Source organism: Pseudomonas sp. P5_109 (assembly GCF_034009455.1).
In the GTDB taxonomy this organism is placed as follows: domain Bacteria; phylum Pseudomonadota; class Gammaproteobacteria; order Pseudomonadales; family Pseudomonadaceae; genus Aquipseudomonas.
Genome location: NZ_CP125380.1, coordinates 3,058,442 through 3,075,459, shown reverse-complemented (window position 1 = coordinate 3,075,459; position 17,018 = coordinate 3,058,442). Strand labels below are relative to the sequence as shown.

The 17,018-nt window shown below is 62.2% G+C and carries 17 protein-coding genes; 6 read left to right on the top strand and 11 right to left on the bottom strand.

The genetic code is table 11. The features are described 5' to 3' along the window. Window positions 1-180: 180 nt before the first annotated feature. The 5 genes from QMK54_RS14015 to QMK54_RS13995 are packed head-to-tail and all read right to left on the bottom strand — an operon-like array spanning window position 181 to window position 3,469. Window positions 181-1,119 (bottom strand): quinoprotein relay system zinc metallohydrolase 1, encoded by a 939-nt coding sequence (locus tag QMK54_RS14015; RefSeq protein WP_110661131.1) that lies wholly within the window; start codon window positions 1,117-1,119, stop codon window positions 181-183. 16 nt (window positions 1,120-1,135) lie between these two features. Next, on the bottom strand, window positions 1,136-1,897 hold the full coding sequence (locus QMK54_RS14010; RefSeq protein WP_110661130.1) for a quinoprotein dehydrogenase-associated SoxYZ-like carrier: 762 nt from the start codon (window positions 1,895-1,897) through the stop codon (window positions 1,136-1,138). 10 nt (window positions 1,898-1,907) lie between these two features. Further along, window positions 1,908-2,783: a substrate-binding periplasmic protein gene (locus tag QMK54_RS14005; RefSeq protein ID WP_110661129.1), complete on the bottom strand. Its 876-nt coding sequence runs from the start codon at window positions 2,781-2,783 to the stop codon at window positions 1,908-1,910. Between the two features lie 3 nt (window positions 2,784-2,786). Continuing rightward, window positions 2,787-3,248 carry a cytochrome c-550 PedF gene (gene pedF / locus QMK54_RS14000; RefSeq protein WP_110661128.1) on the bottom strand — a complete coding sequence of 154 codons (462 nt, stop codon included), beginning with the start codon at window positions 3,246-3,248 and terminating at the stop codon, window positions 2,787-2,789. 56 nt (window positions 3,249-3,304) lie between these two features. Continuing rightward, the gene (locus QMK54_RS13995; protein WP_181432096.1) at window positions 3,305-3,469 is read right to left on the bottom strand and encodes a hypothetical protein; all 165 of its coding nucleotides are present in this window, start codon (window positions 3,467-3,469) and stop codon (window positions 3,305-3,307) included. 157 nt (window positions 3,470-3,626) lie between these two features. On the opposite strand from QMK54_RS13995, the gene QMK54_RS13990 reads away from it, so the two are divergent. The 6 genes from QMK54_RS13990 (at window position 3,627) to QMK54_RS13965 (ending at window position 8,796) form a co-directional block, all read left to right on the top strand. Beyond that, entirely contained in the window at window positions 3,627-4,811 is a 1,185-nt protein-coding gene (locus QMK54_RS13990; protein ID WP_110661127.1) for an ABC transporter substrate-binding protein, read from the top strand. A gap of 30 nt (window positions 4,812-4,841) precedes the next feature. Next, window positions 4,842-5,816, top strand: a complete 975-nt coding sequence (locus tag QMK54_RS13985; RefSeq protein WP_223594740.1) for a YVTN family beta-propeller repeat protein — start codon at window positions 4,842-4,844, stop codon at window positions 5,814-5,816. After that, entirely contained in the window at window positions 5,813-6,544 is a 732-nt protein-coding gene (locus QMK54_RS13980) for an ABC transporter ATP-binding protein (protein WP_110663032.1), read from the top strand. Before QMK54_RS13985 ends, QMK54_RS13980 begins: the two co-directional genes overlap by 4 nt. Further along, window positions 6,541-7,332, top strand: coding sequence for an ABC transporter permease (locus tag QMK54_RS13975; RefSeq protein WP_110663034.1), 792 nt, complete (start codon window positions 6,541-6,543; stop codon window positions 7,330-7,332). The genes QMK54_RS13980 and QMK54_RS13975 overlap by 4 nt, the downstream gene beginning before the upstream one ends. Window positions 7,333-7,516: 184 nt before the next feature. After that, window positions 7,517-8,074 (top strand): PQQ-dependent catabolism-associated CXXCW motif protein, encoded by a 558-nt coding sequence (locus QMK54_RS13970; RefSeq protein ID WP_160387810.1) that lies wholly within the window; start codon window positions 7,517-7,519, stop codon window positions 8,072-8,074. 56 nt (window positions 8,075-8,130) lie between these two features. Continuing rightward, window positions 8,131-8,796, top strand: a complete 666-nt coding sequence (locus tag QMK54_RS13965; RefSeq protein WP_110662661.1) for a response regulator transcription factor — start codon at window positions 8,131-8,133, stop codon at window positions 8,794-8,796. 112 nt (window positions 8,797-8,908) lie between these two features. Here the strand turns inward: QMK54_RS13965 and nahK are convergent, their stop codons facing one another. From nahK to QMK54_RS13935, 6 genes are all read right to left on the bottom strand, one after another. Then, window positions 8,909-11,503 (bottom strand): hybrid sensor histidine kinase/response regulator NahK/ErcS', encoded by a 2,595-nt coding sequence (gene nahK / locus QMK54_RS13960; RefSeq protein WP_317851687.1) that lies wholly within the window; start codon window positions 11,501-11,503, stop codon window positions 8,909-8,911. Further along, on the bottom strand, window positions 11,472-12,629 hold the full coding sequence (gene nosP, locus QMK54_RS13955) for a nitric oxide-sensing protein NosP (protein ID WP_110659424.1): 1,158 nt from the start codon (window positions 12,627-12,629) through the stop codon (window positions 11,472-11,474). Before nosP ends, nahK begins: the two co-directional genes overlap by 32 nt. Window positions 12,630-12,945: 316 nt before the next feature. Then, window positions 12,946-14,130 (bottom strand): porin, encoded by a 1,185-nt coding sequence (locus QMK54_RS13950; protein WP_110659425.1) that lies wholly within the window; start codon window positions 14,128-14,130, stop codon window positions 12,946-12,948. A 250-nt stretch (window positions 14,131-14,380) separates the two neighbouring features. Next, window positions 14,381-15,187: a sulfite exporter TauE/SafE family protein gene (locus tag QMK54_RS13945; RefSeq protein WP_110659426.1), complete on the bottom strand. Its 807-nt coding sequence runs from the start codon at window positions 15,185-15,187 to the stop codon at window positions 14,381-14,383. A 9-nt stretch (window positions 15,188-15,196) separates the two neighbouring features. Beyond that, window positions 15,197-16,441: an FAD/NAD(P)-binding oxidoreductase gene (locus tag QMK54_RS13940; protein ID WP_223594827.1), complete on the bottom strand. Its 1,245-nt coding sequence runs from the start codon at window positions 16,439-16,441 to the stop codon at window positions 15,197-15,199. 175 nt (window positions 16,442-16,616) lie between these two features. Next, window positions 16,617-16,958: an ArsR/SmtB family transcription factor gene (locus tag QMK54_RS13935; RefSeq protein ID WP_008052731.1), complete on the bottom strand. Its 342-nt coding sequence runs from the start codon at window positions 16,956-16,958 to the stop codon at window positions 16,617-16,619. Window positions 16,959-17,018: the final 60 nt, after the last annotated feature.

Here is a 17,018-nt window from a genome sequence, read left to right as displayed (position 1 = left end):
ATGAGGAGATTGCTAGTTCCTTCGTACAGGGTGGGAGGAGATGAGCAGCGAATTTTGTGTCCGGCATAGATCCCTTGTGGGAGCGGGCTTGCTCGCGAAGACGGAGTGTCAGGCGACATCGATGTTGAATGTGTCGGCCTCTTCGCGAGCAAGCCCGCTCCCACATTAGATCGGGGTGGGTCAGTTATTTGCGTTGGAATCCACCCGCGTCATCCGCTCACGCTCGTAACGCGGGTACAGATGGCTGACGCTGCGGATCAGTTCATAGCGGCTCAGGTTGATCCCGGCGAAGCGTTCGGGGATGGGGCTGCGGATCATCTCGGCCATGTCGCTGCCATTGGCCGCGCCGTCGCGCATCAGCTGATCGAGCCAGGTCAGGTAATCGCGCATCTGCTCGAACGGTTGTGGATCGCTCGACACCGGTCCATGGCCCGGCACGACCTGCGTCCAGGGCAAGCCTTGCAGGGTCGCGATGTCCGCCAGCCACACCGCCAGCCCTGGACTGTTGGGCGTGGTCAGCGCCCGTTGATAAAACACCAGGTCCCCGGCAAACAACACGCCGGTTTGCTGGTCGAGAATAGCCAGATCCGCGCCCGTATGCCCACCCAGGCTCAGCAGACGCAGATCGTGATTCCCAAAACTTTTCACCCCGGGTGCCAACGCCTGGGTCGGCAACACCACTTCGGTGCCACGCATCCAGTCGCCGACCATGCGGTACATATTCTCGGCCATGGCATCGCCTTGCTGATGCAGTAGCTCGGTGGTGCCGGCCAGGGCGCCGATCGGCACGTCGCTGAAGGCTTGGTTGCCCAGCACATGGTCCGGGTGGTGATGGGTCAGCAAGACCTCGATCACCGGCTTGTCGGTGGTGGCGGCAATGGCCTTGCGCATCGCTTCGCCGTAACGCCGGGACGGCCCGGTGTCGATCACTACCACACCGCGTTCGGTGACGATGAACGCGGTGTTGACGATGTTGCCGCCGTTGGCCTTGGCGAAATTATCGGTGCTGCCTTCCAGCAGCCAGGTGTCCTGGGCGATCTGCCGAGGCTTGAGTGAATATTCGAGATCGGCCAGGGCCGGCAGACTGACGCTCAGCACCATCAACAGGATCCAGCGCATGCCACGCTCCTTGGGGTCAGGGGATCGACGCATCGAACTCATTGCCGCTGTTGTCCCGCAGCAGCAGGCGCGTTTGCCCTGCCCCTTCGATGTCGAAGGCCAGGTTGGGGTTTTCGCTGACCGCGGGAAACAGCTCCAGCCGGGCCAGCACTTGCTCGTTGTGGTCGCGCAGCTCGGCATGGTTGATGAAGAATTCCGGGATGCCGCTGACCATGCCGTTGTCCATGGGATGGGCCACCTGCAATCGCAAACGGCTGAATTCGCCCCGGGGATAGCGCCCGCCGAGCACTTCGCCAATGCGCTCTTCCCAGCCCGGTTGATTCCGAACCACGCTCGGTGCGGTGCAGCCGCCACCCGCTGCGTCAATCAGGGTCGAGCCGACATGCCACAACCCGTCACGGGTCAACACCGCCGCGCGCAAGGGCGTGGCCTGTTCGATGCGAATGCGCAACGACAGCCAGGGCAAAACCGAATTCAGCGGCTGGAAGTCGACGATTTTCGGCAAAGGGTTAAGTTCTGCCCAGGCGAGGATTTTCACCACCTCGCCCTTGAACGCCCTGGCGTCGATTTCCAGCGGTACCTGCCGGGCATCTTCGGCAAACGGCGGCGCCAGCAGCTTGACCCGCTCATCGAAAACGAACGGCGCATTGCCCAGGAACTGCTGGTGATAGAAGGCCCACATCACCGATGGCACCGGGTCTTTACCGGGATCGATAGCGCCAGCCTGTGCCGCCAGGCTTAACCAGCAAGCCAACAGACAACTCCCTCGCCATTTCATCGCCTGCTCCTTATTGATACATCTCGGGTACGTCGTATTGCAGGCCGTAATGGCCGTAGATGGTCTTCACCGAACCCTCGCGGATAAGCGCTTCCAGCGCCTCCTCCACGGCATAGGCCAGTTGACGGTTGCTTTCGTGCACCGCCATGCCGATTTCCCAGAGTTGCTTGCCCATGTTCGGATAGGCATTTTCTGCCAGTGCCACTTGCGGGTCGGCCGCTTCATGGACCTGCCAGTCGATTTCACCGCGCATGGCCATCACCGCGTCGACCTCACCGGCCTTCATCGCGGCAAACGCCTGGGGTACGCCCGGATAGTGATGGGTCTTGCCGGCGAGCATGCCGTTGAACACCGAGGTCAGGTAGAACGACGGCACGCTGTCGACTTCGACACCAATCGGGTGCTGCTCGAACACCGCGACGCTGGCGACCTTGTCCAGCCGCCGGCGGTCATAGGCCACCTGCCACTGCTCGTTCTGGTACGGACCGAACATCACCACGTGGCCATTTTCCAGTTCGCCGAGTTCGTTACGCTTCTGCGCGTAGTCACGGTCGTAGGGCACGCGCATCATCAGGTCGGCCAGTTGCTGGTTGTGCAAGGCACTGGCACGCCAGATGTAATCGCGCAGGTCGTCATCGAGCTTTTCCCCGGCCGGCGCCCAGATCAGCGTCAGGCGCACGCCTAGCGCCTTGGCCAGGGCCTCGGCGAGTTCGACATCGACACCCTGGGGTTTGCCGGCGCGTTCAAAACTGTAGGGCGCGAAGTCCTTGTAGACCGCCACCTTCAGCTCCCCGGCGGCGATCATTTCGTCGTAGTTGCGAACCTGCGCCTGCGCCGCCTGGCAGCACAGCCACAGAGCGCTGATCAACACCGCGAGCAGGCGCATGGGTCACTCCTCGACGTGCACAGTGTCCAGATAAGTGCGCACCGCCCACAGGGCTTCCTGGCTCAGGTAGTCGGCCATCTTCGGCATGTACACCCGACCGTCGCGCACCGCGCCATGGCGCACCCGTTCGGCGAACCATTCATCGCCCGCCTCACCGACATCGAGCATGCGCAAGTCGGGGGCGATACCGCCGGACTTGGCTTCCAGGCCATGACAGGCCGCGCAGTTCTGGGTGTAGGCCGAGGCACCGATTTCCACTGCCTTGTCGTGTTCCGCAGCGGTGCGATACGGGTTCACCGCGGCCCAGCCATCGGCATCGAGTTGCACTCCGGCGTCCTTGATCGGGGTCAGCCCCGGGGTGGCCACGGCTTGTGGCACCACGTTGCCGTGGGCCCAGACGGAACCTGCGCTGATCAAACCGGCCAATAGCCCGGTCACGAGCAAGGCGTTGCGTTTTGTTGTCATTGTTATGCCCTCTGGATTGCACGCAAAACCTCTTGGCAGAGGCTATGGCAGCCATCTTAGAAAGCCCTGCGCCCAGACCCCATGCTGCTTTGGTGGTCGCCGCCTACTCCCTTGGTCGTAAGGCTATCGGTGGACACGGGACGCGGGCCGTGGAGCCGGTCAACGCCGATCAGGGTCAGGATCAACAGGAACGGCAGGAGCAGTGCTTTGACGATACGCATGGTTAATCCCCTCCAGATCAAAGGCCGTGGTTGCCCATGCTAGAACCGCGCCGCGCGTGGCGGTCTACTACCTTGGTACTGGCCCTTCGGTACTTTCTGCATATTTTCACTGCACCACAGCCTTCCTATGCTGGCGCTACCTGTAATGGAGTGCCTTATGCGCGAGCTTGCCCCTTACGCCCTGATCTACCTGCTGGCGATTGCCTGCGCCGCCGGCCTGGCTACCCAGAGCCAGGCCGCCGATGCGCTCTTGCAGGTGCGGATCGGCTACCTGGGTTATCGCCCCGATCCCGGGCCGCTGCTGTCGAACGTCATCCCCGAGCCCACCGATGCCGGGCTGCGCGGCGCCGAACTGGCGATCACCGACAGCAACAGCACCGGGCGTTTTCTCAACCACGGCTACAGCCTGATCAGCGCCAGTGTCGACAGCCCCGAGGCCTTGCTCGAAGCGGCAAAGGTGCAGCATGAACAAGGCCTGCGCCTGTTTGTGGTGAATGCCCCCGCGACCAGCCTGCGCCAATTGAGTGCAGCACTGCCCGACAGCTTGCTGTTCAACGCCGGTAGCCCCGATGACAGCCTGCGCACCACCGATTGCCTGCCCAACGTGCTGCACACCTTGCCGAGCCGGGCGATGCTCGCCGATGCCCTGGCGCAGTTTCTGGTGCTGCGCAAATGGCAGCGGGCACTGCTGATTGTCGGCCCGACGCCGGACGATCAAGCCTATGCCGCCGCCCTGCGCCGCGGGGCCAAGCGCTTTGGCTTGCAACTGGTGGCGGAAAAAACCTGGAGCTTCGATAACGACCAACGCCGCAGCGCCCAGGCGGATATGCCGCTGTTCACCCAGACCGCCGAGTACGACGTGGTGCTGGTGGCCGATGAACGCGGCGACTTCGGTGAATACGTGCCCTACCAGACCTGGTACCCGCGTCCGGTCGCCGGCACCCAGGGCCTGACCCCGGTGGGCTGGCACAAGACCGTGGAAACTTATGGCGCCGCGCAGCTGCAAAAACGTTTCGAAGCCCTGACCGGGCGCTGGATGAATGACCGCGATTTCGCCGCGTGGATGGCCGTGCGCAGTATCGCCAGCGCCGTGAGCAAACTGCGCCAGGCCGAGCCGATGGCGATCCGTACGCTGGAAATCAGCGACCAGTTGCCACTCGACGGTTTCAAGGGCCGCAAGCTCAGCTACCGGCCGTGGAACGGCCAGTTGCGCCAGCCGATTCCCATCGTCCAGCCGCGAGCGCTGGTCAGCACCTCACCCCAGGATGGCTTTCTGCACCCGTTCAACGAGATGGACAGCCTGGGCTACGACAAACCCGAGGTCAGCTGCCGCTTTCCCTGATCCGATAATCACAACAACAAGGAATCCGCCATGCGCCGCACCCTGCTCTGCCGCTCCCTGCTTTCTTGGGCCATGCTGCTCGCCGCAGGCCATGCCGTTGCCAGCACAGCCTGGGTCTCCAACGAAAAGGACAACAGCCTGAGCCTGATCGACCTGCAGACCCTGCAAGTCACCGACACCCTGCCCGTCGGCCAGCGCCCCCGCGGCCTGCTGCTGTCCCATGACAACAAGCTGCTGTACATCTGCGCCAGTGACTCGGACCGGGTCCAGGTGATGGACGTGGCCACGCGCAAGATCATCAAGGAACTGCCCTCGGGCAAAGACCCTGAACAATTCGCCCTGCACCCGAACAATCGCTGGTTGTACGTCTCCAACGAAGACGATGCGCTGGTCACGGTGATCGACACCGAGACCTCCAAGGTGCTCGGCCAAATCAACGTCGGTGTAGAACCCGAAGGCATGGCCGTCAGTCCTGACGGCAAGTGGGCGGTCAACACCAGCGAAACCACCAACATGCTGCACTGGATCGACACCAGCACCCAGACCCTGGCCGACAGCACCCTGGTGGACCAGCGCCCGCGCTTCGTCGAGTTCTCCCCCGATGGCGCCCAGCTCTGGGCCTCGGCGGAAATCGGCGGCACCGTGACCATTCTCGATGTAGCCAGTCGCACCGTGCTCAAGACCCTGAACTTCCAGATCAAGGGCGTGCACCCGGACAAGGTCCAGCCGGTCGGCATCAAGCTCAGCGCCGATGGCAAATACGGTTTTGTCGCACTGGGCCCGGCCAATCATGTGGCGGTGATCGATGCCAGGACCTTCGAGATTCTCGATTACCTGCTGGTGGGTCGACGGGTCTGGCAGATGGCGTTCACCCCGGATCAGAAACAACTGCTGGCCACCAACGGCGTCAGCGGCGATGTCTCGGTGATCGATGTCGACAGCCTCAAGGTGAGCAAATCGGTGAAGGTCGGGCGCTATCCCTGGGGCGTGGTGGTGACGCCATGAACGCCCTTGAAGTCAGCGACCTGAGCTTTGCCTACGGTGCCCGAGAGGCCTTGCGCAAGGTGAGTTTCAGCCTGGAACCCGGGCGCTTCGCCGCGCTGCTGGGACCCAACGGCGCGGGCAAGTCGACCCTGATTGCCCTGCTGACCCGGCTCTATGATCTGCAGCACGGCGAGATCCGCATCGGTGGCTGTTCATTGCGCAGCGCGCCACGCCCGGCACTCAGGCAACTGGGCGTGGTGTTCCAGCAAAGCACCCTGGACCTGGACCTCAGCGTCGAGCAGAACCTGCGTTATCACGCGGCATTGCATGGCTTGTCCCGGCGTGAGACCGACCTTCGGGTCGACGCTGAACTGGCCCGCCAGACCCTGACCGAACGCCGCCGCGAACGGGTGCGTGAACTCAATGGCGGCCATCGTCGCCGGGTGGAAATTGCCCGCGCCCTGTTGCATCAACCGCGTCTGTTGCTGCTCGATGAAGCCAGTGTCGGCCTCGACCCGGCGAGCCGCCTGGCGCTCAACCAGCACATCCGCAGCCTGTGTCGCGAGGAACGCATCAGCGTGCTCTGGACCACCCACCTGCTCGATGAAGTACAGCCCAGCGATGACTTGCTGATCCTGCATCAGGGCCGGCTGGTAGCCAGCGGACAGGCCGATGCCCTGAGCCTGGAACACGGCGGTGACCTCGGTTCGGCCTTCACCCGCCTGACAACATCAGGAGCTGCCCAATGAACGCTTACTGGCAATGCTTCAGCGGTATCGTGCTGCGCGAATGGCTGCGCTTTGTGCTGCAACGCACGCGATTTCTCAGCGCCCTGGTGCGGCCGCTGCTGTGGCTGCTGGTGTTCGCCGCGGGTTTTCGCGCAGCGCTGGGAATCGCGATCATCGAGCCCTACGACACCTACATCCCCTATGAGGTCTACATCATTCCCGGGTTGGCCTGCATGATCCTGCTGTTCAATGGCATGCAGGGGTCACTGTCGATGGTCTACGACCGCGAGATGGGCAGCATGCGCGTGTTGCTGACCAGCCCCCTGCCCCGAACCTTTCTGCTGTGCAGCAAACTGTTGGCCACCTCGCTGATTTCGCTGTTGCAGGTGTATGCGTTCCTGGCGATTGCCTGGGTCTACGGCGTGCGGCCACCGGCCATGGGCTTGTTGCTGGCGTTGCCGGCCCTGCTGCTGGTGGCGTTGATGCTCAGCGCACTGGGCCTGTTGCTGTCGAACGCGATCCGCCAGCTGGAGAACTTCGCCGGGGTAATGAATTTCGTGATCTTCCCGCTGTTTTTCCTGTCGTCGGCGCTGTATCCGCTGTGGAAGATGCGCGAGGCCAGTGAGTGGCTGTATTGGCTATGCGCACTGAATCCGTTCACCCATGCGGTGGAGCTGGTGCGTTTTGCCCTGTATGAACGCTTCAATCCGCTGGCGCTGGCGGTGTGCTCGGGGCTGACGCTGCTGTTTGCGCTGCTCGCCGTACTGACGTTCAACCCGCAGCATGCGGCCCTGCGCAAATCCAGCTGACACCCCCCTCTGTAGGAGCCGGCTTGCTGGCGATCCAGACGACGCGGTGTATCAATTTCACCGCGTCGCCTGGATCGCCAGCAAGCCGGCTCCTACTTTAGTACTGGTTCTACCTGTCTATCGTCGCATTCCCAACGCCCCCCGACTGGCATGTAATAGGTCCATAACTATAAGGACTGAACCCATGCCACGTGCCCGACGTTGCCTGTTGCGCCCTGCTCTCGCCGTCCTGTCGCTGAGCCTGCTGCTGAGCACCGCGCAGGCCGACACTGCGCTGTTCTCCACCGACGGCTATCGCATCGGCCTGTACCGCAGCCCGACGCCGGAACAACTGCAAGGCGCAACCCTCATCGACACCCCCGCCCTGCAAACCCTGCTCGGCCAAACCCCGCGCCCGGTGCTGATTGACGTCTACCGCCGGCAGTGGCTGCAAGGGCAATTCATCGAAGACCAGCCCCATGAAAACCTGCCCGGCAGCCATTGGCTGGCCAATACCGGGGACGGCGACCTGACGCCGCAATGGCAGGACTATTTCGCCGCCAACCTGAAAAAGCTGACCGCCGGCGACCCGACACAACCGCTGGTCTTCTACTGCCGCTCCGACTGCTGGTTGAGCTGGAATGCGGTCAAGCGCGCAGCCACCATGGGCTATAAGACTCTGTATTGGTATCGCGATGGCCTGGACGCCTGGCAAGCGGCCAACCTGCCGGTTTCGCCAGCCCGGCCCGAACCCTTTCCCTGAGCTTTACGCGTGCACGCAGTTGCCACACCATAATCAAAATAATGAGGTGAAAGGCCATGTACAAAATCCTGATTGCCGACGATCACCCACTGTTTCGCGAAGCCATCCACAACGTCATCAGCGACGGTTTTGCCGGCAGCGAAGTGATGGAAACCGCCGACCTGGACAGCGCCCTGGCCCTGACCCAGGAGCACGATGACCTGGACCTGATCCTGCTCGACCTGAACATGCCCGGCATGCACGGGCTCAATGGCCTGATCAACCTGCGTAACGAAGCGCCGACCATTCCGGTGGTGATTGTCTCCGCCGAGCAGGACAAACAGATCGTGCTGCAAGCCATCACCTACGGTGCAGTGGGCTTCATCACCAAGTCGTCACCCCGCACCCAGATGACCGATGCCATCCAGCAGATTCTCAATGGCAATGTCTACCTGCCCCCGGACATCATCCGCACCGGAAAAAGCAGCAGCCACCGGCGGATGAACGACACCCCGAGTTTCCCGCCCGAACTGCTCCAGGCCCTGACCCGCAAGCAACTGCAGGTGCTGGAGCGCATGACCAAGGGCGAATCGAACAAGCAGATCGCCTACACCCTGGAAATCGCCGAGACCACGGTCAAGGCCCACGTCTCGGCAATCCTGCGCAAGCTCAACGTGCACAACCGGGTGCAGGCGATCCTGAGTGCCGGGGATATTGATTTCGGGTCTTATCTGCGGCGTTGAGTCAGTAAGACCGCGGCGCCCCTTTCGCGAGCAAGCCCGCTCCCACAAGGACAGCGATGTACCTGTGGGAGCGGGCTTGCTCGCGAAGGGGCCGTCCCATGCACCGTAGATTTCAAGGCCGGCCAAGCAAATGACTCATCGCCGTCTTCAGCTTCATCGGCCGCACCGGCTTGTGCATCAGGGTGTGGCCCAGCTCGCGGATCTGTTGCTTGAGTTCATTGCTGTAGTTGGCCGTGATCATCATTGCCGGGACCGGTGAGGCACGACGGGCATTGATTCTTGCCACCGCATCGACACCGTTCTGATCGTTGTCCAGATGGTAGTCGGCGATCAGCAGGTCGGCCTCGGCGTGGTAGTTGTCCACTTGCCGCGCCAGGTCCTCCTCCGACAGCGCCGTCACCACCCGACACCCCCACCCCTCCAGCAAGGTGCGCATGCCGGCACAAATGGTCGCGTCGTTGTCCAGCACCCAAATCCGCGCACCCCGCAGGCGCTCGAGCATCGGCTCGCTCATCTGCAACGCCGGCGGCGGTGTCGGCGCGGTGGCGCTCAAGGGCACTTCGACCGAGAACATCGAACCCCGGCCCGGCCACGAGCGCACATGTATGGGATGGCCGAGGATGCCGGCAATTTTCTCGACAATCGCCAGGCCCAGGCCCAAGCCGCGATCCTGATCGGGTCGCTGCACATCACCGCGCTTGAACTCCTGGAAAATCTCCTCCAGGCGATGCTCGGCAATGCCCATGCCGCTGTCCCAGACTTCGATCGTCAGGCACTGATGATGCCGCCGGCAACCGAGCACCACGCGACCACTGTAGGTATAGCGAATCGCATTGCTCAGCAGATTGCGCAGAATCCGCGCGAGCAACTGGATGTCGCTGCGCACCAGCGCCGAACAGCCAATGAAGTGCAGTTGCAGGCCTTCACTGCGGGCCACCTGGGTGTATTCAGCAGCCAGGTTCTCCAGCAGCTCACTGAGGGCGAACGGCGCAATGTCAGCCTTGATCACCCCCGCATCGAGCTTGGAAATATCCACCAGGGTGCCGAGCAGGTTCTCCACGTCTTCCAGGGAATTGCTCACGTTGCGCACCAGAATCTCGCTGGACATCGGCTCGCGCCGCTCCAACAAGGCGCTGGTAAACAGGCGCGCGGCATTCAACGGTTGCAGCAGGTCGTGGCTGACGGCGGCGAGGAACTTGGTCTTCGACAGGTTGGCCTGCTCGGCTTCCTGCTTGGCTTCGCGCAAGCGTGACTCGACCAGGCGCCGCTCATCGATCTCGCGCAGCAGCTGGTCGTTGAGGGTGGTCAATTCCGCCGTGCGCTCGCGTACCCGCAGCTCAAGGTTCTGATACGCCTGATGCAGCGCTTCGGCGGTGCGGCGGCGTTCGGTGATGTCGCGGATCAGCACGAAAATCCCCACCACCTCGCCACTGGCCAGACGGTTGGGCACATAGGAGCGCAGCATGTAGCGCTCCTGGTTGTTGACGTTGGTTTCGGCGAACTCGAAGGTCACGCTCTCGCCGTCCAGTGCCCTGGCCACGTAGGACTCCAGCCGCTGATAATGCTGTTCGCTGTGCACTTCGCGCAGGCTCTGGCCGAGCATCACGCCGCGGGGCCAGCAGTACCACTCTTCATAGACCTTGTTGGTGAACTCGTAGACCAGGTCAGCATTGAGGTAGGCAATCAATGCCGGTACGTGATCGGTGATCAGGCGAATCCAGTGTTCGCTTTCACTCAGCGCCTCGGCGTGCTGGTAACGTTCGGTGATGTCGGTGAAGGTATTGACGAACCCCCCGGTGGGCAACGGATGGGTGCGGATTTCCAGGACCCGGCCATCGTACAGGCGCTGTTCGCATTCGCGTACCGGTCGTCCGTTGCCATCGCGACTGGCCGGGGTCAGCAGGTTCAACTCGCTGTCGGCGATCACTTCGGCAAACGGGCGATGCGCCGCCACCGGCGCCAGGCCGCTCAACTCCAGGAACCGCCGGTTCCACAACTCCAGGATGCCCTCGGCGCTGACCATTGCCACCCCTTGGGACAGGTTGTCGACCGCCCGTTGCAGCAGGTGCGACTTCTGCGCCACCGCCTGCTCCCGTCGCATGGTTTCGCTGAGTTTGACGTCGGTAATGTCGGTGAACAGGATCACCCGCCCGCCCTCCTGGGTGGGCCGCTCGCTGACTTGCAGCCAGCGCCCGTTCTGCAGGCGGTACAGCAGGTTTTCGTCGGCATGCCCCCAAGGCTCTTCGGTGAACAGGCCGTTGTTCATCATCAATCGCTTGACCTCGGTCAGGCGCATGCCGGCATTGATCCGCACCCGGCTGTTGCGCCAAAACGCCTTGAAGCGACTGTTGAACAGCACGATTCGCTGCTCGGCGTCGAACAGCACGAAGGCGTCGGAAATGCTTTCGATGGCATCGATCAGGTGTTGATGCGCCGTTTCCGCGCGCAGGCGGGCTTCGCTAAGCAGATGATTGCCGGCCTTGAGTTCGGCCATGGCCTGGTTCAGGGCATCGGTGCGTTCGCGCACTTGCTCGGCCAGCACCACCGAATGCTGGAATGCCGCGTACGGATCGTTGCCGCGGGTTCCCCCGGACTCGACCCGTTCGATCAGCGCGCCATTGATGCGCTGCAGTTTATGGTTTTCCAGGCGCAGCCTGGCCAGTTCGGCCTGCAGCTCAGCGATGTCCTGGGGCGCGGCTTCGGGCAATGGCAACGCCGGTGAAGGTCTGGTTGATGTGCATGCCATTGAACTGTTCTCCGTAGGTGTTGAAACCCATCACCCGTTGCTCACGCAAAAACCTGCCGATCTGATCAAGACTGCCGTCGTCTTCGAGTTCCAGACGCCGCAGGAAACAGTCGCAACCGATGGTCAGCAGCAAATCGCCCAGGCGTTCCTGCAACCCCTCGAACAGGCTCTGCAGGTTCGGCAGCATCGGCCCCGGGGTCATGGCGGTGAGGACGATGCCGTTTTCCACGGCGCAGTAGAAACTCAGGCTCAGGTCCGGGTGCACCTGCTGGATGGCCCGCACGTAGTACTGCTGGTTGATCCGCACCGCCAACGGGTGCGCGGCGAAGACCCGGTGATCGAGCTGCGCCACCGGCACGCCGATGTGCCGGGCGTACTCGGCGGCGGCCGGCTCGGCATTGAGTTCGAAGACCCGGCGCAAGGTGCTGTCGGCCCCGGTGACCACCAGCTTCTCGGCGCGGGGCAGCACGTGGTGGGTGGTGAACACTTCGAAATCCAGCCAGGTATTGACCAGCACCACCACAGCCGCGCCGCTGTGGAACCCGCCATCGAAGTACACATGGGTATGGGTCAGGTAGTTGTCGTCGCCGGCCGAGCCGCCGAAATGCGGAATGTCGCCCAATGCCGCGCTCAAGGCCGCGAGGACCATTTCTTCACGGCTGGACAGGCCATCGAGCAGGGTCAGGGCAAAGCTGTTGCCCTTGATCGGGGCCAGGGTGTTGCTGCGACAGCCACTGACCAGGCGCTCGACCATTTGCTGGGCGTCGATCAGGCTGAAGTGCTCCATCTGGTCGATCAGCTCGATCGCAATGGAAAAGTGCCGGTGATCGAAACCCACCGCCGTCACGCAATTGCGCCCGTAGCCCAGCGGGGTGATTTCCCCGGCACTGGTGCAGCCCACCAGGCGAATACCGCCGAAGCTTTGCTGCAAGGCCTGGCCCAGCACCTGCAAGTCGTACTCGGCGGAACAGAAGAACAGCACGAACCCCAGGTGCGGATGCAACAACTGGCATGCCAGTTCCTGCGCGACCTGCCGGGCATCGGTGGCCTGGGACATTGCACTGACGACACCTTCGCTCTGCAGCATCATCGTCTCCGGCTGGTGCGTGTGTATGAGGCACGAGTGTACGAAGTCTGTGGGGGGGGACGAATGCTACTTGGGTAGCGGGTAGCCGCTTCGATGGGATGAGAATGTTTGAGGGGGGTGAGGACTTGAAGGCTGTAGCTGGAGATGTGAAGTACGCGCTTTGGTGGCGAGGGAGCTTGTCGGATCGCCGCACCGTCCCGCTGGACTGCGTAGCAGGCCCAAAACCGGCCGATGCGCGACCAGAATCCGGACCGCTACGCGCTCCAGCGGGAGCAAGCTCCCTCGCCACAGGGAAAGGATGAGCAGATCGGCTTTGTTACCAGGTCAATACCGCACCCACGGCAAAGGTGTCGGTGTTTTCGTTCTGCTCGTTAGTGTCGTGGCCGTTGATTTCGAACTGGTTGTACTCGGCCACCAGCTTGAGGTTGTCGTTCACGTCATGGAACAACGCGATGCCGCGGGTCTCGTAGTCCGCGCCACTCCCGACCACGCCGTTGCCATCGTCATTGGTCTTACCGTAGGACAAGGCCAGGCGGTTCTTGCCCAGTTTGTAGGAGCCCTGCAACAGGTAGCCGTCGCTGTCGACGTTACGCAAGGTCGGCTCGCCGGCATTGTTGGTGAAAAACGGGTTGATGCCCTTGGCCTGGAAGCCGGACCCGGTGAGGGACAAGCCGCCCATCTTCGCCTGCACGCCATAACCGACACCTTTGGAGGTGACGGTCTCGACCGTGGAATCGGTGTTGTCCGAGGTCTGGTAGCTGCCGTTGACCCAGCTATAGATCTTTGCCCCGGCCAGGTCGAACTGATAGGTGACTTCGCTCTCGGTACGCGGGTTTTCCTGATAGGCCTTGCCCGTCGGGCTGCTGTCGTTGGTGTCCACCGGGTCCATGATGCCGACCGCCACGCGCAGACCGTCCATCACCGGGGTGCGATAGGTGATCTGCGAGGTTGGGAACGGATACGGATAACCGGTGCCGATGTTGCCGAACGACACCCCGCCGCCATCCACCAGCCCCAACGTATCGCTGACCTGACCATAACCGGCGAGCATTTCGTCGAGCAGGATGTTGGAACGGGCGAACAGCCCGAAGTCCTTGCCGATCAGCACTTCGCCCCATTCCGGGTTGGCCACGGTGCCATAGAACTGCCGCACATCAATGGCGGTGTCGGTGCCGTTGGTTTGGCTGTCGTTGATGGTGACCCAGAACGAGGCACGGGCGCCGAGCTTGAGATCGTCTACCTGCTTGCCCATGTTGAACCCCAGGTAGTTGGGCAAGAAGCCCATCTTGACCCGCGCCTGTCGACGGTCGAACTGATCGCCGGTGCGGTCGACATCGCTGTTCACGTAGAAGGCGTTGATGTAGCCGTCGGTGGAGAACGTGGTCTGGTCCTTGTCGTACAGCATGATATCCGCCCGGGCCACCTGGCTCAGGCCAAGGGCAGACAGGCTGGCGATCAAGGCAGGCAGAAAACGATGCGTGACGTTCTTATTGTTGTGCATGGCGCGCTCCGAAACGGGGGACTAAGTGTCGGAGGCGATTATCGAAACCAGACCGGCGGCGCCATACGCTGCCTTGGAGCTGGTTTTCAGGTGCTTTGGAATGGACGACTGTACGCGACAACTAAGGCGTACGACCGTTTGTTGGCAGGGCAAGCCACTAAAGTTGTAAAGAACCGCTTTTCGTAGGATCCGGCTTGCCGGCGAAGGCGCACTTGAAGCCCCCTTCGCCGGCAAGCCGGGCTCCTACAGGTCAATCGCTGGCTTTTATCAGCATGTAGGCGGCGACCACGAAGCAAATGCTGGCGAACCCGACCTGCAACGCCCGTGCCGGCACACGGGCACAGAGCTTGCGGCCGATGATCATGCCGACGATGCTGGAGACGATGAAGGCAATGCCCAAACCATCGATGCGCACCCCGGCATGGAATGCGCCGATCACCCCGATGGCGGAAATCAGGCTGATCACCATCAGCGAGGTGGCGATGATCCCGCGCATCTGCACATCGGTCAGTTGCTTGAACGCCGGGACGATCAGAAAGCCGCCGCCCACCCCCAGCAATCCAGAGACCACGCCGGTCACCGCCCCGAGTGCGGCGAGGGTCGCGGTGCATTTGGCGGTCCAGGAAAAGCGTCCGGTCTGCTGATCGAGCATGCAGTTCTTCTGGCCCCAGTTGGCGTGGCCGTGGTCGCTCGGGCCTTCATCCTTGCGCTCACGACGCAACATCCGCCAGGCCACCATGACCATCAGCAGGCTGAACAGGATCATCAGGATCTTTTCCGGCAACTGATGGGCGAAATAAATACCCACCGGCGAAAACACCGCACCGAGCGCAGCGATCAACAACGCCGCGCGATAACGCACCAGGCCATGACGCAAGCCATCGATGGCGCCGACCGCTGCCGCGCTGCCCACCGCAAACAACGCCACCGGAGCGGCCTGGGTCATGCTCCAGCCCAACCCCAATACCAGCGCCGGGACCGCAAGGATACCGCCGCCGGCGCCGGTCAAGCCGAGCACCAACCCCATCACTACGCCAAACAGACTTGCCAGCAACATAGGGAGTTCTCAGTCGACCCTGGACAAACGCGTCAGCCACTCACGGCCCTTGAGCATACCGTTCCAGTAGAACCACGGTAGCAGTGTCGCCTTCAGCCACCACGCCGAGCGGCGCGGTGTCGTCGGGTCAAGGGGAAAGGTCGGCAGCAATTTGCCGGCGTAACCGAACTCGGCGAGGATCACCTTGCCCTTCTCCACCGTCAGCGGGCAGGAGCCGTAGCCGTCGTACTTCAGCGGCAGTGGTTGCAGCGTGCGCAACGCCAGCAGGTTCTCGGCCACCACCACGATCTGCTTGCGCACCGCCGCGGCGGTTTTTGCATTGCTGGTGCCGCAGATATCACCCAGCGCGAAGACCTCCGGATAACGCGGATGCTGCAAGCTGTGCGGGTCGACCTCGCACCAGCCAGCGGCATCGGCCAGCGGACTGCGGGCGACGAAATCCGGGGCCAGCTGAGGCGGCACGACGTGCAGCAGGTCAAAGGTTTTTGCCTGGCGGGTGACATTGCCATCGGCGTCCCTGACGTCGAACCATGCGGTTTTTGCCGGGCCGTCGACCTTGACCAGGTTCGAGTTGAACGCCAACCGGGCGTTGTATTTCTCGATGTACTTCATCAGCGGCGGGACAAAGGTCGCCACACCGAACAGTGCCGCGCCCGCAAGATTGAATTCGACGTCAATGTTGTTCAGCACGCCGCTCTTGTTCCAGTGATCGCAGGACAGGTACAGCGCCTTTTGTGGCGCTCCCGCACATTTGATCGGCATGGCCGGCTGGGTGAACAGCACCTTGCCGCCGCGCAGTTTCTGCACCTGATCCCAGGTGTAGGTCGCGTGCCGGTAGCTGTAGTTGGAGGTCACGCCGTGCTGGCCGAGGGTTTCCTCCAAGCCTTCGATTTTCTCCCAGGCCAGGCGCAGGCCGGGGCAGACGATCAGGTTTTGATAGCTGACCGTGCGTTCGTCCGCGAGCGTGAGTTGGCGCTTGTCGGGGTCGATGCCCATCACGGCAGCCTGCAGCCAGTGGGCCCCGCGCGGCATCACCGACGCCATCGGCCGCACGGTGTTTTCCACGTTGTAGGCACCACCGCCGACCAGCGTCCAGGCTGGTTGGTAGAAATGCCGGGCGCTGGGCTCGATCACAGTGATGTTCAGGTGCGGGCTACGCTTGAGCAGGCTGGCGACAAAGCCGATGCCTGCCGTGCCGCCGCCGATGACCACGATATCTGCACTGATGGATGGGCCCCAGTGTTGATCGTTCATTGCTTGTTCCTTTTGCTGTACGCAAATTTTCTTCCAGCCGCGACACAAAACGACTGTAGGAGCGAGCTTGCTCGCGATGGTCGCTAACGATTACGCGTGTTATCTGTATAAACGCGGTGCCATTACGTCCATCGCGAGCAAGCTCGCTCCTACAGGTTCGGTGTGTTAGCTGGCATCAAGGTTGTACCCAGCTTTTAAGCACCGCCCCGCAATACAGCCCGGAGAGGGTTTTCATCACCTGGATCACTTCATGGCTGGCGAGACCGTAAAAAATATACTTGCCTTCACGACGGGTCGCGACCAATCCCTCATCGCGCAGGATGCCCAACTGCTGGGACAGGGTCGGTTGGCGCACGCCGGTCATTTTCTCCAGCTCGCCCACGTTGCGCTCACCCTGGGTGAGCTGGCACAGGATCAACAGGCGATCCTCATTGGCCAGGGCCTTGAGCAGCGCGCATGCCTTGGAGGCCGAAGCGCGCAGTTGAGCGACTTCACATTCGTTCAGACTGGATTGCATTTGCAGGATGCCTTCAAAGTCACTTAAGCTACTAACATTATGTTTTTATATAAAGTGTTG